Genomic DNA, 22840 nt, shown 5'->3' with positions numbered 1-22840 from the left:
CAGTCATCGCTATCGATTGAGACCTATGTCGCTTTGCGGGAGCGGGATGTGTTTATCAAAAATCGGTGAGTCCTTGCACGCTATAAGGCTTTTACCTATTAAGTCGATGCAAGGGTTGATGAATAAGCTATTTTTCTCAACTCCTTCAGCGATCCATTGTTGCCATGATGCGGTTTGATGTCTTACATTCTGCTCGGTAATGTTGTAGTCAAGGATTATCTGGTTAGACGTAGACCAGACAAGATTGTTTCGTATTGTAGTGCTGCTTCCCGGTATCCAGTATATTAATGATGGGGTGTCAATACTATTGCTGATAATAACATTACCTTCTACCGTATTGCCTTCAGGCCAAAACATATTTATGCCAGGCTTGGTCAGTTCCGGGTATTTTTTACGCCATATTTCGGACTGGTAAGGTACTTTGTTCAACCTGTCCTGATTTTTGTTCCAATCATAATTGGGGGTCAGTATTTTTGATATTTTGATTGCGGAGTGGTCGGTGATAATATAATTATTGTAAAAGTTATTGTCTCTGCCGCCATGAATATAAAAAGACACTCCCCCGATATTCTTAAGAATATTTCCGTTAACATGGAATCCACTGGCACCATCGTCTAAATAAATACCCATGGCGTAATCGGGGGATTGATAAATTACTTGGTTGGTACTCACATCAGTGCCTTTTAAGCCATAGCCTGGGATTTCATGAATATAGTTGTTACGGATGGTGTTACCTCTTCCCGCCCAGTCGCGCCCGGTGTAAATCGCGCCACAATCGGAGGATAGTAGACAGAACTGACGGACTTCGTTTTTTTCGATTAAATGTTCGTTACCGGCAACCAGAATAGCGCTCCCGTTTCCAAATTCCACTAAGTTATGCGTTACAACGCTTCCAACGCCATCGACATAGATGGCACCCGAATACGTTAGAATACTGACGCCAACGTGATGAATATGATTGTTGTGTAGAATATGTCCTGAAGGTTGCAACGTATTTCGGTTGCCACCGGTCATGATGGCGCCGTGTTTGCCTGTGTCGTATACCGAGCTATTGCTCAACGTGACGTTATTGCCGCCACGCACTTCCAAGCCGTTCCCGCCAGTCCCTGCAATTTCCAAACTGTCCAGTTGAATTTTTGTGCTGCTTCTGAATATTAAACCGCTGCCAGCGCTATGTTTAAATTTAAGGCGGCTAAAATTAACGTAGCTAAGTCCGTCAGCAATAACCACGTTTGGTAGCGAAGAGACCGTTATTGTTTGAATGGGCTCTAGATTAGTAGGTATGAAACTGATTTCACGGGTTTGTTTGTCATAAAGCCACTCGCTAGCCGCATCCAGAAAAGATCGTTGGTTAAGAAGATAAAATCGTCTGCCGGGTTGTAGATCGTATTGTGCGGGACCTGAGGTTTGAATAGTATTCGATGCCTGATTGATAAGGGCAACCCCCAGATATTGGTCAAACCAATCGTTGCCGGGAAAGATGTGGATTTGGGTGTCCGCTATGTTTTCGTTCATAGCCGGAAGAGTTTCCATCGTCGTGAAGCTGGTTTTCTGGACTAATGGATTTTTAATGTGCGCCCATTCTTGGTTGGGCCACCGAGCCAGTGTCATGCGTTTTTCATTTACGTACAGGTCAAATAAGGGGGAGGTGCCTTTTGCTCTGTTCGTGTCTATTGGTTCGCTATTAATTGGTTTTTTTGCAGAGTGCAAGTCCATATTCCGTTTTCGCCTGGATGGCATTCGATAGGTATCCCTCCGCTCAGCGTGACTTCGGCACCAAGCTCCGCTTGCCAAGTAATGGTTTGGGTTGGCGAACCCGAATCTGCTGAGTCAAATCGAAGCGGATGATCCAAATAATAAATGCCGTGTGCAATGTTGACATAAATCGGCTCTTTGATTTTTTGGCTTTTTTTCAAAGAACGTATAATTTCTTTCGCTTTTTCGGGGGTTTTGATCGGACCATCATTACCTGCGGAATTTTGCTCTCTAAGTGTGCCGGACCAAGAGTCGTTGCCGAGCGGGTTAATATAAAGTTCAAAGGCGCTGGCTGGTAACGCGATGAATACTAAACTCAGAATTAACGCTCTCATAATATGTGGTACCTCATTGATTGATTGCGGTGACACTTTTGACAAATACTTGTTTGTCCCAATACGCCACTTTGGGCATTGCTGTCTGAAAATCGCTTGCCGCTTAAATGTCGTTCTTCACGTTGGGGTGGTCCAGGGTGTGCTTTAGTGGAGTTGGATGAGCTCTGCCCTGAGTCTGTGTTTCCGCTAACGTAAACGTCCCGATTATGCATGAGCGCATTTTTTCCCCGCCGCACCCTCGGCACGTTGTTTTTTAGCGTCCAGTGGGCATTTTTCTCCCAAAAGCCGTCCACCACCCAGGCCGTTTGATCGGGTCGCGCACAAGAGGGCGTTCGCACGGCAGTGAGCAAGCGGGAGAGCTGCTTTTCTGTCGGCGTTTATTCCGGTGCGGCGACGTGAACAATCAGGCGCGCTCCCAAAGCCAGCCACCATTGCCGGTGTTTACGCGAATCACCTGGTGGCTCTGTATGTGATTTCCGGCAGCATCGTTCGGATTCGTCGCCGCTAGGCTGGATGTCTGGTCCGGCGCTCGGTCGCCCAGCAAGCCGAGTTGTCCGAGCAATCGTAGGCCATTGTAGGTCAGACTCTCTAAGCGCAGGATGGCGCGAATACACCTACTTCGCTTAGTACAGGCTTTGCCGGACAGCAGGCGCTCTAGGTCGAGGTCGGTCTTAATTTCGGAGTGAAATTGCCCATGGGTGCCGTGGTCGCGTAACGTTCTGCCGCCTTGGCTTCCTCGTCGTCCAGACGGGTCCAACAGCCTTCCAGTTTGATGTCCGTCAACAGTGGGAGCTGTCAGTGCTGGGCGATAATACGCTCGACTAGGCAAATTGCCCGCCAAAGAAGGCGGGTTCGTTTGCCGAAAGCATGTTCGAAATCCATCGAAAATAGCGCTTCGCGCATGTCCGAACGTTTTGCGACGAAGGCCGCTGGCCGCTTCTGCTACCCAATGGTATTTATTCTGCCGACGGGGATACCGTTTCACAAGATATTCGAAGCCAGAGTCCTTGCGCAACAATATCCTTTGTTCCTTTGGCGACAAAAGATTGACGCGCGGAAAAAGGCATTTTAGAAAATACTCGAACTCCAAGTACGAGTGCCAGCGGCCGGGCCGCAGCTCCAGGCCCAACGCGCATCCGACTTCGTTCCCAAGATAGGCTCCTACCGGCGTCGTAGGGCGTAAATAGCCACCCATGCCCTGATAGGTGCGGCTGATCTCTTTCTTCTTGTTGCCGCTTTGGTCAATCATAAAGATATCCATGTCCAAGCAGACGTAGCCGTTGTGCGAACTGGTCGGCGCGGCGGTAGATCGATCAGGTGAACCTGCATTTCATCCAACGGTTCTCGCAACGCCCCGCTGACACGATCCTGTCGTTGTCCCAGCAAAACGCAGCTCAGCACTTTGCGTAGACTGGGTGTCTGCTTGAAAAAGCAATTGTCCGGAAATGGCTCGATCGCTTCGAAAGCGCTTTTGCCGATACTGAGCAAGCTGGTCGTCGATTTCACTGTGTAGGAAGTTTTGGTGTCTTGTAAGATCGGTATCCGTCCATCGACCACCGTTTCAATATTTTTTATACCGGGCATGGACCCAACAAGGCCAGTCCGGTGTAGGCGGTAAATTCCATTTTTGAAGCTTTCAGCTTGACGCGACTCATAGATATTTCGGGCGCGCAGATAAAATACCGGCTATCCGATTTTTATCATACAGTCGCTTCCCGGCGGATATCCCTGAGCGCACCGCCGTCGATTCAATTCCGTACTGCGCGTCTTCCATGTCTTGATCGAGGCAATCTGCTCCATGAGAGCATATGGCATAGAGTTCAAAGAAAAGGACTCGCGATCATGCTCCTTTGCTGAGCGCGGGATGGCGTAATCACCGTCAAAAAAATTGCCCAATGCAATAAGGCAATGATAGTGAAAACTCCGGCGCGCTTGGCTGGAGTCAGTCTTCGGCAAAGCAGAGCTGTGTTGGTATGTTCCATTGGTGTCGTCATGAAACTGAGTCGGTGCTAACTACATTGCGGACAAGGAGGTACAAGGGCTTCCTTTGGAATTAAAATCCTTAGCCATATTAAGTCTCCCGTAAGAAGTCGATATTGAGGTTGTTTTCTACAAATAAGAAATTGTGCGTTTTTAGGGTGTCAACCCCACTGTCGACAATCTCCTCAATTTGGCTTAGGTTTACGGGTTCTGGTTTACTTGAAGCTGTATATGCATCATATCCGTTATTTAAAAATAACTTGAAAGTTGATAGTAAATTCGGGTTGACTGCCACTTCATCCGGAAAGTGTTCGCAAATGTTTATCTCTAACATCCAAATCGGTTTCGGATCGCGATTTATAACTGATAAAGCACCTTGAAGAAAGTAATATTCAGCCCCCTCAACGTCTACCAGTATGAGTAACCTTTTGTCTAGAAATCTGGATTGTAGGATAGTATCGAATGTCGAGCAAGGAGCCAAAGTTACATACTGTGGTGGGGTATGGCTCCATCCCGGTAAGAGTGAAGCCATTGTACCGCCGCCATAGATTTCGATTATTCCATTTTTATTGCTAAGGGCTAGAGGATAAACTTCCGCGTTGTCTTGGCAATGATTTGCCTTTAAGTTTTTCAAAAGGTAAATTAGATTTGTGTTGATAGGTTCAAATGCAATAATATTCTTATTATAAGTAAGCGCAAGGCAACAGTAATATCCTATATTCGCGCCAACATTAATAAACATGTCGCACTTGGTTAGTAATTTTTTTACTAATTTTGTTTCTTCTATTTCAAATTGGCCAGACTGCATGGCTTTGTTGCCTATCAGCTTAAATCCATGCGGTGTTTCTACGGGTTCGTTATATAGTTGCCAGCTATCTCGAAGGTATCGATAACTCATCGAAAGTTTTGGATAGCGGTCAATTAGCGTTCTTACAGCGCGTAGGAAGGGCATTGCTCTCTCCGTGTGAAATTTTTTAAATTGACTAGAGGAAATATTTAACAGGTTGTTGAAAGATACAAAGCACGGGAAAAATATCCCACAATACAGGTGTTTTCCCATGAAAAGCGCTTAGCGACAGCGAACAATTAATCGATGACTTACGCATAGGTTTTTTGTAGGAACTGTGCTTTTACTATCCAAGTGGAAAACAATTTCAAGTTTCAAAAGTCAGTTAAACACGCTAGCATCTGTTTCGTTTCAAATTAAGCGTAGACCTGGAGCTCGATTATATACAACTCCGCTATGAATCGGTGACTATATTTCTTTTTATTTGCAAAAAATACTTTTACCTGATTACCCATAACCCTCAGCCAATTTGAGCAAGCGGCCCGGCATGGGCGGCGTATTTGCTGCAGCGATGAGAAACCGGGGCATGATGGTTTGGAGATCGAATCTGCGGTTAAAGCGATAACAAAACTCGGCCAAATAACGAGGTAAATGGTTGGGGTTGATGGCATGGTAAGTGCTATTGATTGAGCGTTTCACGTTGCCGATCATGGTGTTAACCCAGGCGAATTCTTCTTTAGTCACGCTGTCCGGGCCGCCGCCGGTAACGATGCTGTAGTTTGTAACAGCCGTGATCGAGCAAGGCGGAAAAGCAGGCTCGACCGTCGGAATACACCAGGCTACCCGGTTCAAGATGTTTGCCGGCCCAGCGCTTAATTTCGCTGTTGCGGAAACCTTTGACGACATTCAAGTTCATCGCGATGGGATGGTGTTCCTTGTTCAGCGGCACCGCCGCGACAAACGGCGTCTTGTTTTCCGAGCCTCGCCCGCGTTTTCCTCCCCCGATGCTCACCCCCCAATAGACGTCATCCAGTTGGATGATGCCGGTCAGCGGTGTACGGTCATCCCGCTCTTTCATGGCCTGCATGATCTCGTGCTTGAGACTCCCGGCAGTGTTGTAGGACACACCAATTTGCCGCTTCAAGGCCAAGGCGGACAAACAGGTTTAGGCTTGCGTCAGTAAATGGATGGCCAGAAACCACACCGTAAGCGGTAGCTTTGTCTGTTCGAACAACGTCCCGCTGATCAACGAGGTTTGGTGGTGGCACCTCGTGCATTGATACAAGTGGCGGGTCTTGATTACGCTATAGCCGCGACCACCGCAGCCAGGGCATTGAAAGCCGGACGGCCAGCGTGCCTGAAACAGCGCTTCGGCGCACTGAAGTTCGGTACTGTATCGTTTCATGAAATCCGTCAGACTGAAGCCTTTTTGAAATTGGATCGGATTCTTTTTCGTGGCACGATCTCCTGTCAGTTCATGGCTTTCATTGGACTATCAGGATGCTTGGAAGTTGCTGAGAGTAGCGGGGAATCAGGTACTTTTAAGATTATCCTGAATCCGTGTTGCCGCTTATTTGACGCTTCCGATTGCGTATAAGCGCATTTTTTCTGCCACAAATTTCAAATAGCTATAGTCGAGATATTTGTAGTTTGCCCAGTAAATCAGCTCAAGACACCCACAAGCGCCCGGTTTAAATTAAACTGAGCGCGCTGCTTTAAATGCATTCGTTCCCACACCTGCAACCATGCCTTAATTCCGCCAGCAAGGCGGCATTGGCTGAGGGCAAAAAAGATCCGTTCCAGGATCAGTAGGGTCATTGCCAGGAAGATGGTGTTGATCCAGGCGAACGAGGTGTTGGCGCGCTTGACGCGAATGCAGTTGAGCCGGTAGCTGTTTTTGCCTTGGCCGAATTTGCCTCCTATGGATATGCGTTGCAAGTTCTCCTGCCAAGGTTGGGTTTTTCTCGTTTGAGCTGTTCGCGATTGGTCTCGGTTTCTTGCTTGGGCGGCCGAGCGGCTTGTCTGCAATGCGGATGCCATACTGCTTCAGGTAATCGCGATTGGCGCGAGGGGGGCTGCGGATAGGATCGGCGAGCACCCGTTCCGGGTAGTGGCTGCAGTGCGCAAGATAGGCTTCGACTTACGCGATCAGGTCCAAGCCTTCGTGAAAGGCGTCCCGCGCAAGTGGTCGAGATGGGCAGGCCACTCGCCCGTCGGGCTGATGCTGAACTTGGCGCCAAATTCGACCGATTTGCCCAGCTTGCCGCGCGTCCTCGGTCGCGCGCACAGGGTTGACTGATACTGACGATGCGATGATCGCGGTGCTTGGATTGGGTTCGATACATGTCCCATTGTTGCTGGTAGAGATGCTGAGTCACCCTGTTGTTTAGCACTACGATAAACCACGGCATTATCACGCTTCAATATGCTGCACCTGTCGCGGCCTAGAATTCGCTGAATACCTGCGAATTTAATGTGCTTGACCACAATTTTAGCATGGCTATTGGGTCAGTCCCATGTCGGACGGTAATCCCTTTATTCCTAGCAAATTGACAGGCGAGTCGGTGCAGACCAGCTTTACGCTCCTGCCCTCGATGCTGATACAAGGGTCGGCATTGATGCTATCGACTTCAACCCCTTGGTTGACCCAATCGCTCCAGAGTGCTCCCCCTTTTTCTGCTCCAGTGTCCGGTACCTTGTAATTGACTCTGATGTCGCTGCTGGCGTGCCAGACTATATTCTTTCCAATAGTATTACTTTCTTTCGGCAAATGGTACACAAGGGAGTAACCCATATAAGCGGTAGAAATTACAACATTATTCTGGATGGTATTTCCTTCCATCCAGGTGTCGTGAGCCATCGGTTCGGATAAAACAGGATATTTCGTTTTCCATAATACACTGTTAATTGGCATGGTATTTAAAGAAGCGCGATTCCATTCCCAATTATAATAGGGGCTATATAGTCCGGCGAATATCGCAGATTTATTGGTCTTAATGACGTTGTTCAAAATTAAGGTGTCCCGGCCATTACCCAGTTGGATTGCGCGGCTGCCGGCGTTGACCAGCAAATTGCCGAGCACTGTCGTGCCACTAAGGCCGTCGTCCATATAAATGCCGCGAGCGCCTTCATAGGTATACCGAATGATATTATTAGGTATATCGACTAGGCTTAAGCCGTAACCGTAAGAGTCATGGATGTAGTTATATTGGATAATATTTCCGCGAAATGTCCAGTCCCTGCCGCCATAGATTGCGCCGCAATCATTGCCGGCCTGACAAATCGAATAAATTTCATTCTTTTCGAGTACGTTGTCGTTGCCGGAAAAAAGTATCGCCCCACCCGTACCCTGCGCAATAAGGTTATGAGAAATATGTGCGCCAACTCCTCCAACCGTAACCCCGTAAATCATCAACAACTTGGAGCTGTAATTATAAATTCTATTGTTATAAATTCTATTTTCCGAGGCTTGTAGGGTAGGTCGATCGCCTCCGTAAAGAGCTATTGCACCAGTACCAGTATGGTGAATATCGCTATTGGAAATGATGACATCGGTGTTGCTTTGCTTGGCATTGATTGCCGATGCGCCGATATTGTTTATTTCCAAATTATCGAAAATAATCGAGTTCGAATCGCTGGCGACAATGGCGTCGCCTGCGCTATGCCTGAAGGTCAGATTTTTAAAGCCAAGATAGTGTGTGCCGGTTAGAATAATTAAATTCTTGGTTGAAGAAATGGCGATTGATTTTGGAGTTACTCCGCTCGGTGGGATAAGCAGTAACTGCTTGTTGTTTTTATCGTAAAACCATTCGCCAGGGAGGTTCAAAAAACCTTCGGCATTTTGTAAATAAAAACGTCGTCCTTCCCCTAAATCGTAATTTGTCGATGATGCAAGTGTGATCTGGTTATTGGTCAAGTCCAACGTCTTCACGCCAACGATTTGGTCGTAATAATCGTTGCCTGGGAAAATATGCACTTGTGAGTCGCTTAAATCCCCGGAAAATGCAGGTAGGGATTGGTAAACCTTAAATTGGGTGCGATCATCTAGCGGGGTTTTTACATAGGCCCATCCGTAATCCGGCCATCTTGCCAACTGCATCCGCGAGTCGTTGACGAAAAGCTCGAAAGCCGGGCCATTGCCCTTGATGCGGCTGTTGTCTTCGGCGGTTATGCTGTCGGCGACTGTGGCGTCCAGAGGGCAACTGAGAATTTGTTCGGGATTTTCGGCGTCGTAAGCTTGACAGCCTGTTAACAGTAGGCCGCCGGTAACCAACGTGGCGCCTTTTTCGCCTAACCAGATAATCTCCTTACCGGCTTCTCCCGAATCGGCATCGGTAAACTCCAATGGTGTTTTCAACTGATAGGTGCCTGCGCCAATATGTACTGTCACCGCTTCTGTCAACTGTCCGGCGGCTTTCAGATCGCGTATGGCTTGTTGCGCTTTGTTAAGAGTCTTGAACGGTCCGGTTTTCGCTGAAACATTGATTGCGGTGGAAGAGCCATCCAGTCTGTCGTCGCCATTTCTCGCCACATACAGGTCTTTGGCAAGTGATACCGAACAGAAACAAAGCGACACTACGCTAAACAATAGTCTTATTGACATAAACTTCTCCTAAAAATCTGATATTGCATTCCAATGTTTCGCCGACCACGGTTTGCAAGCGGTTAAAAATTTGCTGGACAGGGGGATTGGTATTTCCGTCCTTGGACGCGAGGGTACTGGACAATTATTTCAGGACTGGGACATCTTTGTATATAACATACAAGGTCAATATTGCCAACTCTTTGCGCGCTACTAGGTTTTGTGCATCATAGATGCCTGCATGCCGATTCGTCGAACGTTGACAATAAAGCCTTTCTGTGCGGGGAGTGGGAGGATGTGCGTTGATATGGCATGATCCCGATTGAGCAAGCGGTCGTCACATTTCAACAAACAGACGTCTATGTTTAGTACCCAGGTGTTTGTCGCCGATACCCAAGGGTCGATGATGAACAGTAAGCCGCCTGATTTTACAAATCAGACTTCTGATATTAACAGGCAGGCTCGACTGTTTAGCAATCAGGCGGCTTATTTGAATACCGGACGGCCTCTGTTTGATACCGGGCCTTTCAGATTTACAACGCATGCGTGATTTGTCATCGGCGGGTGCTGCCTGCTTGTAATCAATTGCCGGCTGCTTGCCGGAGAGCGCTGAGTGTTCATCGGAGGCATTCCGCTGGTCAAAACAGAACTCTGAGTGTTCATCGTAGCCGGGTGGGTTTTAATAACCGGCGCCTGGGTGTTAACCAGGGGCATCTGCGTATCAAGCGGCGGACCTTGGTTGTTCATCCGAGAGTTCTGGATGTTAGGCATAGTCGCGTGAAAGTGTGTGGAGCATGGAGGCATATTGGGACTAGTCCGCTGAATGTAAATGACATAAGAATTGTGGCAACTAGAGGTCGAATGCTGCTTGTCAACCAAACAGAGGAGAAGCGATCGAGGCAATTTATTCATTAGATCTTGTCGATCGCAGTTGGCAAATTTGCGTAGGGGTTTCTGTCGAATATCGGCTTTTTAACGCGAAGATCGTCAGAGGTGTTAGCGTTTAGCCATCAAACCGGAGTCAGTCTCTTCGGTTTCACCTAGGTTTGTCCATCCGGGTCGAAAGAAATAAGTCGGCTTTGCCGGGGAGTTCCCGGCAAAGCCGCCAAAAATGCGGCTGATAAACCCGGTTCTCAGATACCATCTGTTGCACAGAAGGATGCGCCGCGTGAGGCTTAGCCCGAACCAATTAATTAGGTTTTGGTTATGAACGCTATTTGGCGTTGTTGTCGGATGAAGAGCCTGGTGTCTTGCGGGCAAAGCGTTTACCTAGGCTATCCAGATGTTCGTCCAGGGAGCCGTCCTTACCGGCCAGTTTGGCAGCGTGATAAACATGCAGTGTTTGGGTATAGGCATCGCTGCCTGCCGCTAAAAACGTATCCTCCATTTTTTTCATCAATTGCCTCATGGTCATCATGATCGGTTCCATTTTCCTGACCATTTCGACATCGGCGCGGTATTCGTCCAGATCGAAGGCTCGCGGCAAAATGCCTTCGTTTTGAGTTGCCAATGCCAGGCCTTGATCAACGAAGGCCCGGCTTTTGTCGCCCATCTTGGGTAAGCCCCGGCGGTCTTCTGTCGACAGGTCTATTAAAAAGGGTAGTTGAGCTTGTATATCGGCAAAAGCCTTCAATACAGCTTCTTGTTGTTCGGGGAGTAATTCCCCTTTGATCAATTCTGTAGCCATGGCAACCTCCAAGGGTAAAAGCCGACAAGTGCTTTGCGTTGCAGTCGGAGCAGCAAGGCACCTGCTAGATTAATTTGAGTTTTGGGAGATACGAAAGGTGTTAGATTTTGGCATCAGTAAGTCGTCGATATGGTTTAAAATCGACCTCAATTTAGATTATTCCCTGGACTCGGCTCCGATTATAGTTAGTGTTTAAGTAATTTCTAGCAAACATGAGAAATAATTCGCCTAATAATGCATGTTTCTGCTGGGATTGGCGGCTTTGTCGGGTTATAAGGGGGGCGATCGATTGTTATTCCCTGGATTACCGCGATGTACTTTGGTCTAATGTTGCTTGCTTTACCGACTCCGTAAACTGTGACGCAAGTTTAATCATTCAGGAGTTAAATTCATGCAAGTCGTAAAATCACTTCTGCTGGCCGGCGTTGTTGTGTTGTCCGCAGCCAGCGTATCGGCGGTCCAAGCGAGTACCGTTTTAACGCCGGCTTCGGCAACCGTGATCAACCATTCGGTTGCGGACGGTTCGTTTCAGGACGTTTACAGCTTTGCGATCGACAACGCCTATAGCGCCTACAACTTGTCCGGCGCCTTGAGCTTTCAATCCATACAAACCGTGGTCAGCTTGACTAGCGATTTTGCTTCACCGTTGGTGACGAGTACCACTGGCGTCGCCAGCGCTAGTGTCGAGCTGCTGGATTCGTCCGCTGCTCTCGTTGCGACCGGTTCGTTGAGTTCTTTCTCGAGCCCGTCCGCGCCGACTTTGGTTTCTTTGCCGATCCCCGGTTTCCCGTCGTTCTATCAAGCATTGTTGACGACGTTCAATACCATTACGTTGAACAACGTCCCGGTAATCGGTGCGGGCAATTACTTCTTGAAAGTGCAAGGGTTGGCATTTAATAGCGGTACGTATACCGGTAGCTTGAGCGTATCGCCCATCGTGCCCGCCACTGTACCGTTGCCGGGCGCAGCGTGGGCGTTCCTGACCGGTTTGTTGGGCGTATTGGGTGTGCAACGCCGCCGTTCATTGAAAGCCTAGGCTTACGCATTGCTCTCCTAAAAAGCCGGCGCTAATGCCGGCTTTTTTATGTGCGGCATATTGTCGCTGGTTCACGGATTGAGCTGAGACGTAAGCGCCCGCCGCCAAAAACCAAGCCGCGCAAATCGAATGTGGTCTCGATGTAATCGAGCTTGCAGGCCTACCAAACCAACCTTCGGCAAATGGAGGGGGCATCCGATCATCAAACCCCGGTTGGCGGTCGGCAAAATGACTTTCAAGTCGCCGGAAACCCTCCGCAACCGATGGCTGAACGCCGAAACCTCGATTCCAATGAGGCTATCAACCTAAAAAGAGCAGTTTGGCGATGAAAAATTCCGTTCGTCCTGAGCTTGTCGAAGGGCGCGCGGGATTTTTCATTCACCCGTTTGGCAAGTGTATTGCGAGCCGTCCATGCTTCGACGTTGCTCAGCACGAAAGGCCCGCAATACACACCAACTGCCCTTTTTAGGATCAAACCAATCTTCCGTCAATCGAATACGCCTCGATTTCACCGAGGCCGCCAGAACCGATCAGCGACGAATCAAAGGTAGAGGCGGATGTTGGCTTGTTGTCATCGCTTTGCAATATGTAATTATCAAAATAACTCGATGTTAAAGCCAAACCCATCGCAAGGTGGGGACGGAAAACCACGGGTCCGTTTTGTCGCGATAGCCGAGTTGCCATGCTGAGCAACTCTCACTAAGACACTAACGGAGACCCCGATGTTAACGAAGTCATTATTAGCCGCCGCCATCGCGGCCGCCGCTTTTTCCAACGCTGCCAGTGCGTCGATCGCTTCCGGCGACCTGATCGCCATCGGCAGCTTGTCCGGCAGCGGTGCGGGCTTGAACGCCGATTTATCGGGCTTGACCGGCACCCTGGAAAACGGCGTTGCCGCGAATTATTTGGGCGGCATAGGCTCCGGATTGGCTTATGCCGGCGGCAATATTTTCATCGCCACGCCGGATCGCGGCCCGAATGCGGTCGCGTACAACAGCGGTTTGGACGATACCGCTTCGTACATTTCCAGATTTCAAACCTTGAGTTTGGACTTGAGCACTAACCATTCCGGCACCGGCTTGGCATACAATTTGGCACCTAAATTGGTATCGACCACATTGCTGTCCAGTGCCACCGCTTTAAATTATGGCGCAGGCGTCGGCAAGCAAATCGACGGTGTCACGCCGGTCGGCAATGGCGCGCCGGCTCTGAACGCGGCGAATAACACCTACTATTTCACCGGCAGATCGGATAACTTCGGTTCCGCCAATCCATTGACCGGCATTCCCGACGCTTCGTCCGCCAACGCCAGCAACGCCCGCTTCGATCCGGAAGGCGTTCGCGTTTCCAACGACGGCAAAAGCGTGTTTATTTCCGACGAATACGGTCCTTATGTTTATCAATTCGACCGCGCAACCGGCCAACGCATTCGCGTCTTCAATCTGCCGGCCAATTTGGATGTAGCGAAATTGAGTCCGGTCGGCAAAACCGAAGAAAGCAACACCAGCGGCCGCGTCGATAACAAAGGCATGGAAGGTCTGGCATTGACGCCCGACGGCAAAACCTTGGTCGGCATCATGCAAGCTCCTTTGTTGCAGGACGGCAAAAAGTCCGGCATCGACCGCATCGTGACCATCGACATCGCCACCGGCGCAACCCATGAATATGCCTATCAATTGACCACGGGTTCCGGCGTTAGCGAAATCGTTGCGATCAACGACCACGAGTTTTTGGTGGACGAGCGCGACGGTAGCGGCCTGGGCAATGGCGACAGCGCGGCGGTCAAGCAATTGTTTAAAATCGACCTTAGCGGGGCTACCGACATTTCCGCATTTTCAGGTAGTACCGCCGCTTTACAAGCCACTGCGGTGCCGAAGACGCTGTTCTTGGATGTCGTGAAATCCCTGAATGCCAACGGTATCAGCAGCGACAAGATTCCGGCCAAACTCGAAGGCGTGTCCTTCGGTAGGGACATTACCGATGGCGGCGTGCTGTATCACACCTTGTTCGTCGCCAACGACAACGACTTTTTGCCTAACGTTGCCGGCACCAACCAGTTTTATGTGTTTGCGTTCGCCGATTCCGAGCTTAACTATCAGGCTCAGCAATTCTCGGCCGTGCCGGTACCCGGAGCGGTTTGGTTGTTCGGTAGCGCGTTGATGGGCTTTGTAGGTCGTTCGGTGCGTAAAAACCGCTGCTGATATCAATTATTAACCCGGTATTTAAATACCCGTTGGCTTTGATTTTATCAGAGGGCGTGCCTTCATCTAGGGTTTGGACAGGTTCAGGATGAACGGTCAAGGCCGTAGGGTACGCACCGCGTACTTTTAGAAGCTCATCGTGGTGGCGGAGATCATGCGGTATGCGGTGCGTACCCTACGTTTCCAATACCAATACCAATACCAATGCCATACGAAGCGCTGATCGGGCAAGGGGGTGATCGCTTCGCGCGGAAATTTGTAGATTTTTGACAAGACTGAACTACACTAAAAACCAAGGGACTAGAACGATACAGCGATTCCGTTAACGATCTTTATTTGTCTAGATGACGAGGAGGTTTGCGACAGTGTCTTCAACTTATATTTTGCACCCGGTCGTAAAGACCTTTATTGATTCGTAGAATCAAAATACCGAGAGATACCAACGAACCCCGAAGACTTAAAATCTTCGGGGTTTCGTGTTTTTGGGGGCTGGCGCGGGAGAGATTACCGGTACGATTTCGGTCTCTCGACCCGATCGCGGGTATAGCTGACAGAATTGATAGGCGTATTACGCTTTTGAACCGTTAATCCCACCCATCAAGCGGGATACGGCGCAGCCGATCGTACATAACTGAAGCCGTATCAAGTAACGCTTATTTCATAAGCGGCCTCGTTTAGCAAGCTAAAGGCCATCCTGAATTTCGCAGCTTGGTTACGTCGAATGGTATCTTTTTTCTGATGGTTAATTGGATTCGGCGTCTTGTCGGCCATAAGCCCCATTGTGCCGAAAAGGTGTTCTGCGATACCATGAAGACAGATTTAAGTTGTTAGATTGGATGGCCGGTCGATGTGTATGCAACGTCGAGGAGCGGCTGGTAAGGCTGTATTCCGACAGAGTCCTATTGAAGACTGTAAAGTCCTTGGATGCCTGCTTTTGCGACAATGTTGGGGCCGCCGGGCGCGGCAGTCCAGATGCTTGGTTATCGCGGCGGGAGTAAGTCTTCCAGATAAAGAGGCCGACACTTCGCTGCTTCAGCGTGTAGAACGTGCTGATTGCAAGACCATGTTGCCGCAGTCGCCTGCTCAAGCTCGAACGCTGTTGCTGTTTGATAAGCGAATAACAACAAGTCTGAATGTATAGATGGCTCTCAGTCCAGCATCCACCCAGGGACGCGACACCGAGAACACATGCTAACTTTTTGTAAGGCGCTTATATGCTGTCGTGGTTCATCAATCGCTTACGCATTTAAGTTCAAGATATGTGATTTGAAAAGATGTCCTTTGGAATGGATTGGAGCTACTCATTCTAGCGCTTCAACTTATTCGAATTTTATGTTATAAACTGAAAATTCATTTTCTACAGTTGTTTATTTTAATAAAAAGCTAGGGTGGTTTGATTTCAATCTTGGCCGGTTAGGTTTTATCAACTGGGGCTTAGGGTGAATTATATTCTCACGGAATTCGTGCGTTAGACGAGGGCGTTTTCTGATTGGTATTTGGCTTGATTGTCATGAAGTGTACAAGCGAATCACTCAAGAGTTCATGGCGAAGCTGCGAGATGTTTGTTAATGTATCGGGCTAGTTGGTACGGGATATAAACCGGTACTTTATTTTTGCTGACGGATTTTGATAAGAATACAGTGACAATATAGATAAGCCGTCGGTTACTTGTCAGGGTATTTAGAGCAACCGAGCTTATAAACTACATGCTATTTTAATAGTCGGTTTTACCAGGAATTAAATTTTTTATATGTTGCGCTTCTTTTTATAGCTGGTGGGAGCCTGGTATTGGGTGGCGCGTGCTACATAAAAAATCAATTTTTTAATCATGTGGCGATTTTATGGAGGATTTTATGAAAATGATGGCGCTTAATATTTATGCGGTAAGTCTTTTGTTTTTTGCCATCCCGGCGTGGAGTATAAGCGTGGTGGATGCGGGTCTTGATCCGACGATTACTAACGAATATATTGTCGATGAAAATTTAAGTTCGATGACTTATTTGGATAGTTCGTCATCTCCTCAGACTCAAGGACTCTCTGGGTCGTTTAAGGTTAATTTTGCGCATGCCTATTGGGTTTTCGATGTTGATGATGACATCGCTACACCGGATGCTTACCTGGTAAACGATTATGGTGTTTTCTTTTGGGAGCCATATATATCTACTGAGAATCACGTGTCAGCAGGTCTTCAATTCCCTATTTATACCACTTTTAATGTTGAGCCGAATTCTTTGGAAAACGGTTCTGCGTGTAATGTTCCGTATGGGCTGTGTAATTATTATTTCGATTTTAACCAATACGAAATACCGAAGCTGACGGGCTTTATACAAAATGGAAAAATTATCTTGGATGGCTTTCAACCAAGTGCGCTAGGTGGATACTCTTATCATATTGAAGCTTTCGCTGTGCCGGTTCCGGCTGCATTTTGGTTATTTGCCTCAGGGCTATGTTTTGTTCCCAGAACACGGCGTCTATCGCTACTTTGCTCAGGGCGAACATGCATTTAAGGAGATGGGCATTCTGGAACTATGCCTGAAAAGTCGGTATTTTGTGAAAGATTTTCGGCAATCCCTAGCCTGAAAAATCGGGAAAATTGACGCGACTTCCAATGTTTCCGACGAGTCCAGCTGGGCTCGTTATTCCACAATATGGGCGTAAAAATTGGATTTTCGAATGACTTTATGGTGTGCCGCGATGCTTTCCGGGTTTTCTCGATTCTAAGCGAATAACAACAAGTCTGAATGTATAGATGGCTCTCAGTCCAGTATCCACCCAGGGACGCGACACCGAAAACACATGCTAACTTTTTGTAAGGCGCTTATTTGTCCGTCTGGTTAGGTTTTGGTAGAAACCGAACGACATGGGTTAAAATTGTCTGACTGAATTGGCAGTGTATGCATGTTGAGCTTGCCCGCTCTACTATGTTTTAATTGTGTCTCCCCAGAAGTTTGTAGATTTTCGATAAGATTGAGCTACACTTAATACAAAGGGACGGGAACGATACAGCGATTTCGTTAACGATTTCCAACAGCCTAGATGGCAAGGGGGTTTTCTACAGTGTCGCCAACTTATACATCTGAATCCGGTCGTTACGACCTTTATTGATTCGTGCAATCAACATACTGAGCAAATACCATCGAACCCCGAGCGCGCAAAGCCCTTGGGGTTTCGCATTTTAAGCGTCCTACGGTGTCAGATAATTGATGGGGCTGGGCTCCTTGTCCCGCCCAAACGGGCTGACAAATGTTTGGGTTGTGCGCCGGGTTGCGGATTTGAATGGCTTCCGACGCATGAAGCTGAATGCGTTGATTTTAGCATTCGTGCTATTGAAACTGGCTATCCCGATCAAGCCAAAACAGAACAACCAAGCTGCAGATGGAATTGGGACAGTTGCCGGTGTTAATAGAAAGGCATGTGATTCTGTCGACGTATAGGGCTGACACGTGCCTCTAAAACACCAATAACTAGTGACTTCTCTATCGCCTCGCCCCACAATTTGGCCTAAATTATTAATCCCTAACGCTATCACAAGATGCCAACCTGTCGTTCCTGTTACCATCAACGAGTTAAGGTCAAGCATGACGTCGTTGTCAGTTACAAAGGCGCTTTGTATGCCGACAGAGGAATTCCAAGAAGAACCGACTACTTGGCCCGCATTATTGATATCGTAGCCCTCGCTAAAGCTATTCCCTTCGCCCAAAGCTAAAACGCCTAAATCTATCATTTGTCCGCTAGTGTCGGTAACAAAAGCATGCAGGCTACCATTGCCTGTATCGGAGGCCCCCGTCACTTGGCCTGAGTCGTTAATAGCATTTCCACGGCTAGAATACTCATATCCACCCAATGTACCCAAATCGGTCATGGAACCGTTGATATCGGTTCTAAAGGCGTGGTCCCCTCCAACATTCGGAACCAATTCTGCCCACCCAGTCACCTGTCCTGAGTTATTAATATCTTGTGCTTGACTTCGATCGCCGCCCAAGGTGCCCAAATCGGTCATAGACCCGTTTATATTGGTGACGAAAGCATGGTAGTTGCCAAGAGAAGTGGTATCCGACCATCCTACTACCTGTCCAATATTATTAATACCGGTTCCAGAGCTGATGGCGCCTCCTAAGGTTCCCAAATCGATTATTTGTCTATTGCTGTTGGTAACGAAGGCGTGGTACTCGCTATCTGGGGCTGTCTCAAACCACCCGGTTACCTGCCCAAAAGCATTGATGGCGTGCACGACGAAGTTATGATTTGTTGAATTCACACCCGTTCTACTTGTCTGTCCGGAGTCATTAATGTCTTCTGCAAAACCTTGCCCTAAATCCTGAATTCGATAGAGTAAACTTGCATGAGCCATATTGCCCATTGACACAGAGGCAGCAAGAAGACTTACTTCCAGAAAAAACTTCGCATGGTTTACTAGATAAAATGTAGCCATACATCGCTCCAAGATTAAATGGTATTTTACTTGCGGACTCAAGTTTCGATACTCAGCCGCCGAGCCTGCTAAGGCAATTAGCTTTTTAGCTCCGGAATTTTTCACGTAACGTAATAATTACTCGACATATCCTCCATTCCATCTGATCGCCAGTTGAAAATAATCTTAGCTCTAGTGCGTAAACTATGTCAATTTTATCTTGTAAACATTATGGTTATTGGGCTTGGCCTGTTGCATGAAACTATCGGTATTGCGTCGGGCAACGCGGAATAGGGCATTCGCCAGCGGATCTATCCACTCATTTGGCCGTTGAATAGCGTTATCTCGCGCCGCGCAAGCGACAATAGTGTTGGAATTTCTTTGACGACCTGCTTCAAGGATGATCTGCCATCAAAAGGTCGAGCCCATCGGAGGGATTCGTTGTCGTTATGTCGTGTGGGCGCAACGTCATTGAAAAGACTGCGTTTGGAGGGCGATGCCGCAGTCGATAACGACCGCCCTATTAACTCGCATTCAACCGGCGCTATCGTTTACTATTGCCTAGTTACACCTCAGTTTCGAATCTAATCTCGATTCGCTGCTTGGCAAGCGGCTTATGGCTCCTCACGGAGCAAGGGTGGTGTTGGTTGCGCCGGAGCCAGGATTGAAGCGCGTATTCCAGTAACCTCAGCCTAAAACCTAAAAAAGGACCGTGCGTGGAAACCGCCGCCATTAAATATCCGGATGCTAAACCAATTGCTTTTATCGACGAGCGGATTGACGGTTGGCAAGCCCCGTGCGTGCAATTGGCGGGCATGATAGATACCGTTGTTTTGGATGCCGCGAGCGACGGGGTGGAACAAATTTTGAAGGCATTGGCTCGATACGATCGGCTGAGCGCAATCCATCCGTACTCGCGCGGCAGCGAGGCCGCTTTGTCTTTGGGAGCTAGCGAAATTAACGGCGACGACGGTAGACAGTTTCTCGGGCGGTTAGCTGACTTGACGGGGGCGGCGTGGCGGCGGCGGACATGACCGGCCTGTCGGCTTTGGGCGGTAACAGCCTGCTTGAAGTGCAAGCAGGAGAGACCGAGGCACAGGCGCCCAGCCTGTCCGACTCCGGCTTGCTGGACAATATCAATGATGCCAATACCTGGTTATTTCCAAGCCACACGGCCGGTGCATGGCAAAATTCGTTTAGTTTTGCCGCGATTAAAACGAATGGTGCGGTGATAACCTGGGGTGGGACTACGGATTATTCCCCGGAGATGGCTAGCCAGCTCAACGGCGAGAAGGATGTCGTGCATGTGTATTCGTCCGGCGCCAGTTTCGCCGCCTTGCATGCGGACGGTTCCGTGTCGGTTTGGGGCGCAAGCCTCGGCGATTACCGCGACGCGATGCAAGCGCTGGACGGCAGCGTGCCGGCGCTACAAATGTTCTCGACCCAATTCGGCGCGTTTGCGGCGTTGCGCGCGGACGGATCGTTGGTGACCTGGGGTTCCATCGCCGCTTTCAACAGTTCGGACCCGATCGCGGCGCAACTGGACGGCACGATCGATGTGGAACAAGTGTTTTCAACCAGTCAGGATTTCGCCGCCTTGCGTGCCGACGGGTCGGTGGTGACTTGGGGTTCGTCGTATTATGCCGGCGATAGCAGCGGCGTGGCCGGTCAGTTGGACGGTACGGTCGATGTCGTGGACATTTCCTCTACCGGCTACGCCTTTGCCGCGCTTCGCGCCGACGGCTCGGTCGTTACTTGGGGATTTTCACCGTTCGGCGGCGATGCCAGCACGGTCGCCGGTCAACTCGATGGCTCGCTGGATGTGCTGAGCATCGCGGCGAATTTCGTATCCTTCGCCGCTATTCGCGCCGACGGTTCGGTGGTGACTTGGGGCGAATCGGCTTGGGGCGGTAACAGCGGCGCGGTTGCCGATCAATTGGACGGCACTGTTGACGTGGTGCGGATTTTTTCCTCGTTGTATGCGTTCGCGGCATTGCGTTCCGACGGTTCGGTGGTGACCTGGGGACGGGCATCCGACGGTGGCGACAGTCGTTCCGTGGCAAGCTCGCTGAACGGCACGGTGGACGTGGCGGAAATCTATGCGACCGAGAATGCGTTTGCCGCGGTGCGTGCCGACGGCTCGGTCGTGACTTGGGGCGATGCGCAATACGGCGGCGACAGCTCGGCCGTGGCGGACGAAATCGACGGGACTATCGACGTGGTGAACGTTTGCGCCACGAATGGCGCCTTTGCCGCGTTGCGGGCCGATGGCTCGGTGGTGACGTGGGGCTATGCGTTCACCGGCGGCGACAGTAGTACGGTCAGCGCCGCATTGGATGGTACGGTCGATGTCGTGCAACTAGTCAGCAGTGGCGTGGCGTTTGCCGCGTTGCGGGCGGACGGTTCGGTAGTGACCTGGGGCGACTCGCAATTCGGCGGCGATAGTGCCGCGGTCGCCGCCGAATTGCGGAAAAACGTGCTCGAGCTAGCCACCGTCGAGGATGACCGTCATTTGACGTTCGCGGCGAATCAATTGCCGGTGCTGTCGGGCGTGGACGATGCGACCTTCGCCGGGCCGTTCCAAAGCCGGACGCCGCAAATCGTGGACGGCGATGTCGGTGTCAGCGATGCTATTACCAATAACTTGGTGCGCGGGCAGTTACTGGTTTCCTACGATCCCTATTTCGCGGGCTCATATAGCGACAATCTGTCTTTCGTGGATGGCGTGGGTGGTATCGGAGTGTCCGGACGGGCGCTGTCCTTCGACGGCCATGTGTTTGCCGAGTTGGATGCGATAGAGAACGGGGCGCACGGCGGGCGATTGGTTTGCCACTTTACGACGGACTATGCGACGCCGGCCGCGATCGAGGCATTAATCCAAGCCTTGGCCTACCAAAACGACCCGCAAGCCAATTCCTATAATTCGGAGTCGCGGGTTCTGACGATCCGCATCAGCGACGGAGAGGGGCAGACCAGCAGTCCGGTTCAAATCACCATCCATACCGTGGCAACCACGGTCGGAAACGATGACGCGATAGGCTATTTTGGCGGGGACCGGGCCGATGCGATCTTCGGTTTGGGGGGTAACGATACGTTGAACGGCCTGGCTGGCGACGATTGGCTCGACGGCGGGACCGGCGCCGACAACCTGATCGGCGGGGCCGGTAACGACACCTATATCGTCGATAATCTCAAGGATAAAATCGTGGAACTCGCCGGGCAGGGCGTCGATACCGTGGAAGCCGGCGTTAGCTTTACGCTGACCAAGTTTTTGGAAAATCTCACACTGACCGGCGCCAACTCCATCGCCGGGAAAGGCAATAGCTTGGCGAATACGATCACCGGCAATAGCGGCGGCAACGTACTGACCGGTGCCGCCGGCGACGACACGCTGGACGGCGGTTTGGGCAACGACAGCCTGTTGGGTGGAGCCGGCAACGATTGGCTGCTCGGTAGCTTGGGCGACGACCTGTTTAACGGCGGGGCCGGTATCGATACCGTCACCTTTGCCGAGGCCGGTAATGGCGTATCGGTGAGTTTGCTGACCAGCGGCGCGCAAGCGACCGGCGTGGGCAACGACCGTTTCGTCGGAATAGAAAACCTGATCGGCGGCGATCAAGCGGATTATTTAAGCGGCGGCAACGTCGGTAATCGTCTGGACGGCGGCGGCGGCAACGACGTACTACGCGGTTTGAAAGGTAAGGATGTGTTGATTGGCGGCGATGGCGAGGACATCTTCGTTTTTGATACCAAGTTTTCGAAGGCCAATCTCGACAGCATGCTGGATTTCGCTAGCGGAACCGACCGTATTCAACTGGACGATGCCGTCTGTAAGAACATTGGCGGCTTAGGTCGATTGGCGATGGACGACGAGCGGTTTTACCTGGGCGCTAACGCCCACGATGCCAGCGACAGGGTGGTATACGATCCATCCTCCGGGACGTTGTATTACGATGCCGACGGTACCGGCAGCACGGCGGCGGTACCGATCGTTTTAGTGGCCAACCATGGCCCGGTCGTCGCGACCGACCTTTGGATTGCATGAGCGGCCGGAGGCGTTAGCCCG

The 22840-nt window shown here is 50.0% G+C and carries 15 protein-coding genes, 1 pseudogene and 1 riboswitch; of the genes and pseudogenes, 5 read left to right on the top strand and 11 right to left on the bottom strand.

Annotated features, from left to right (window positions below):
- Nucleotides 1-9 precede the first annotated feature (9 nt).
- From ACP4CD_RS13630 to ACP4CD_RS13590, 9 genes and pseudogenes are all read right to left on the bottom strand, one after another.
- A complete protein-coding gene (locus ACP4CD_RS13630; protein ID WP_426991298.1) occupies nt 10-1710 on the bottom strand; it encodes a right-handed parallel beta-helix repeat-containing protein in 1701 nt (566 codons plus the stop codon).
- On the bottom strand, nt 1671-2090 hold the full coding sequence (locus ACP4CD_RS13625) for a hypothetical protein (RefSeq protein ID WP_426991297.1): 420 nt from the start codon (nt 2088-2090) through the stop codon (nt 1671-1673). The genes ACP4CD_RS13630 and ACP4CD_RS13625 overlap by 40 nt, the downstream gene beginning before the upstream one ends.
- 403 nt (nt 2091-2493) lie before the next feature.
- Entirely contained in the window at nt 2494-3351 is an 858-nt protein-coding gene (locus tag ACP4CD_RS13620; RefSeq protein ID WP_426991296.1) for a hypothetical protein, read from the bottom strand.
- Nucleotides 3336-3674, bottom strand: a complete 339-nt coding sequence (locus tag ACP4CD_RS13615) for a hypothetical protein (protein ID WP_426991294.1) — start codon at nt 3672-3674, stop codon at nt 3336-3338. The genes ACP4CD_RS13620 and ACP4CD_RS13615 overlap by 16 nt, the downstream gene beginning before the upstream one ends.
- 487 nt (nt 3675-4161) lie before the next feature.
- Entirely contained in the window at nt 4162-5022 is an 861-nt protein-coding gene (locus ACP4CD_RS13610) for an FkbM family methyltransferase (RefSeq protein ID WP_426991293.1), read from the bottom strand.
- Between the two features lie 342 nt (nt 5023-5364).
- Nucleotides 5365-6262: pseudogene (locus ACP4CD_RS13605) on the bottom strand (IS1595 family transposase).
- A 257-nt stretch (nt 6263-6519) separates the two neighbouring features.
- Complete coding sequence (locus tag ACP4CD_RS13600) at nt 6520-6795, bottom strand: hypothetical protein (RefSeq protein WP_281022249.1); 276 nt, start codon at nt 6793-6795, stop codon at nt 6520-6522.
- A gap of 562 nt (nt 6796-7357) precedes the next feature.
- Complete coding sequence (locus ACP4CD_RS13595; RefSeq protein WP_281022250.1) at nt 7358-9460, bottom strand: right-handed parallel beta-helix repeat-containing protein; 2103 nt, start codon at nt 9458-9460, stop codon at nt 7358-7360.
- Nucleotides 9461-10652: 1192 nt separating this feature from the next.
- Nucleotides 10653-11126 carry a hypothetical protein gene (locus tag ACP4CD_RS13590; RefSeq protein ID WP_281022251.1) on the bottom strand — a complete coding sequence of 158 codons (474 nt, stop codon included), beginning with the start codon at nt 11124-11126 and terminating at the stop codon, nt 10653-10655.
- Between the two features lie 391 nt (nt 11127-11517).
- Here ACP4CD_RS13590 and ACP4CD_RS13585 point away from each other — a divergent pair, with 391 nt between their 5' ends.
- Together ACP4CD_RS13585 and ACP4CD_RS13580 are read left to right on the top strand one after the other, a co-directional pair.
- Nucleotides 11518-12162: a hypothetical protein gene (locus tag ACP4CD_RS13585; protein ID WP_281022252.1), complete on the top strand. Its 645-nt coding sequence runs from the start codon at nt 11518-11520 to the stop codon at nt 12160-12162.
- A 606-nt stretch (nt 12163-12768) separates the two neighbouring features.
- A riboswitch (cyclic di-GMP riboswitch) is annotated at nt 12769-12847 on the top strand.
- 37 nt (nt 12848-12884) lie between these two features.
- Nucleotides 12885-14363 carry an esterase-like activity of phytase family protein gene (locus ACP4CD_RS13580; protein WP_426991291.1) on the top strand — a complete coding sequence of 493 codons (1479 nt, stop codon included), beginning with the start codon at nt 12885-12887 and terminating at the stop codon, nt 14361-14363.
- Nucleotides 14364-14489: 126 nt separating this feature from the next.
- Here the strand turns inward: ACP4CD_RS13580 and ACP4CD_RS13575 are convergent, their stop codons facing one another.
- On the bottom strand, nt 14490-14636 hold the full coding sequence (locus tag ACP4CD_RS13575) for a hypothetical protein (protein ID WP_426991290.1): 147 nt from the start codon (nt 14634-14636) through the stop codon (nt 14490-14492).
- A gap of 1580 nt (nt 14637-16216) precedes the next feature.
- Between ACP4CD_RS13575 and ACP4CD_RS13570 the strand changes: the two genes are divergently transcribed.
- Nucleotides 16217-16870: a hypothetical protein gene (locus tag ACP4CD_RS13570; RefSeq protein ID WP_426991289.1), complete on the top strand. Its 654-nt coding sequence runs from the start codon at nt 16217-16219 to the stop codon at nt 16868-16870.
- Nucleotides 16871-17547: 677 nt separating this feature from the next.
- Here ACP4CD_RS13570 and ACP4CD_RS13565 read toward each other — a convergent pair.
- Entirely contained in the window at nt 17548-18795 is a 1248-nt protein-coding gene (locus ACP4CD_RS13565) for a hypothetical protein (protein ID WP_281022255.1), read from the bottom strand.
- A gap of 695 nt (nt 18796-19490) precedes the next feature.
- Between ACP4CD_RS13565 and ACP4CD_RS13560 the strand changes: the two genes are divergently transcribed.
- Together ACP4CD_RS13560 and ACP4CD_RS13555 are read left to right on the top strand one after the other, a co-directional pair.
- Complete coding sequence (locus ACP4CD_RS13560) at nt 19491-19808, top strand: DUF4347 domain-containing protein (RefSeq protein ID WP_426991288.1); 318 nt, start codon at nt 19491-19493, stop codon at nt 19806-19808.
- On the top strand, nt 19805-22819 hold the full coding sequence (locus ACP4CD_RS13555) for a hypothetical protein (RefSeq protein ID WP_426991287.1): 3015 nt from the start codon (nt 19805-19807) through the stop codon (nt 22817-22819). The genes ACP4CD_RS13560 and ACP4CD_RS13555 overlap by 4 nt, the downstream gene beginning before the upstream one ends.
- Nucleotides 22820-22840 lie beyond the last annotated feature (21 nt).

The sequence above is a fragment of the Methylomonas stagni genome (genome assembly GCF_050154735.1).
GTDB classification, from domain to species: domain Bacteria; phylum Pseudomonadota; class Gammaproteobacteria; order Methylococcales; family Methylomonadaceae; genus Methylomonas; species Methylomonas koyamae_A.
This window is presented reverse-complemented; position numbering and strand designations above follow the sequence as displayed.

Coding starts and splice junctions, on each gene's coding strand:
- ACP4CD_RS13625 (WP_426991297.1), bottom strand. CDS start 2,090: ATGAGAGCGTTAATTCTGAGTTTAGTATTCATCGCGTTACCAGCCAGC.
- ACP4CD_RS13620 (WP_426991296.1), bottom strand. CDS start 3,351: ATGGATATCTTTATGATTGACCAAAGCGGCAACAAGAAGAAAGAGATC.
- ACP4CD_RS13615 (WP_426991294.1), bottom strand. CDS start 3,674: ATGCCCGGTATAAAAAATATTGAAACGGTGGTCGATGGACGGATACCG.
- ACP4CD_RS13610 (WP_426991293.1), bottom strand. CDS start 5,022: ATGCCCTTCCTACGCGCTGTAAGAACGCTAATTGACCGCTATCCAAAA.
- ACP4CD_RS13595 (WP_281022250.1), bottom strand. CDS start 9,460: ATGTCAATAAGACTATTGTTTAGCGTAGTGTCGCTTTGTTTCTGTTCG.
- ACP4CD_RS13590 (WP_281022251.1), bottom strand. CDS start 11,126: ATGGCTACAGAATTGATCAAAGGGGAATTACTCCCCGAACAACAAGAA.
- ACP4CD_RS13585 (WP_281022252.1), top strand. CDS start 11,518: ATGCAAGTCGTAAAATCACTTCTGCTGGCCGGCGTTGTTGTGTTGTCC.
- ACP4CD_RS13580 (WP_426991291.1), top strand. CDS start 12,885: ATGTTAACGAAGTCATTATTAGCCGCCGCCATCGCGGCCGCCGCTTTT.
- ACP4CD_RS13570 (WP_426991289.1), top strand. CDS start 16,217: ATGAAAATGATGGCGCTTAATATTTATGCGGTAAGTCTTTTGTTTTTT.
- ACP4CD_RS13565 (WP_281022255.1), bottom strand. CDS start 18,795: ATGGCTACATTTTATCTAGTAAACCATGCGAAGTTTTTTCTGGAAGTA.
- ACP4CD_RS13555 (WP_426991287.1), top strand. CDS start 19,805: ATGACCGGCCTGTCGGCTTTGGGCGGTAACAGCCTGCTTGAAGTGCAA.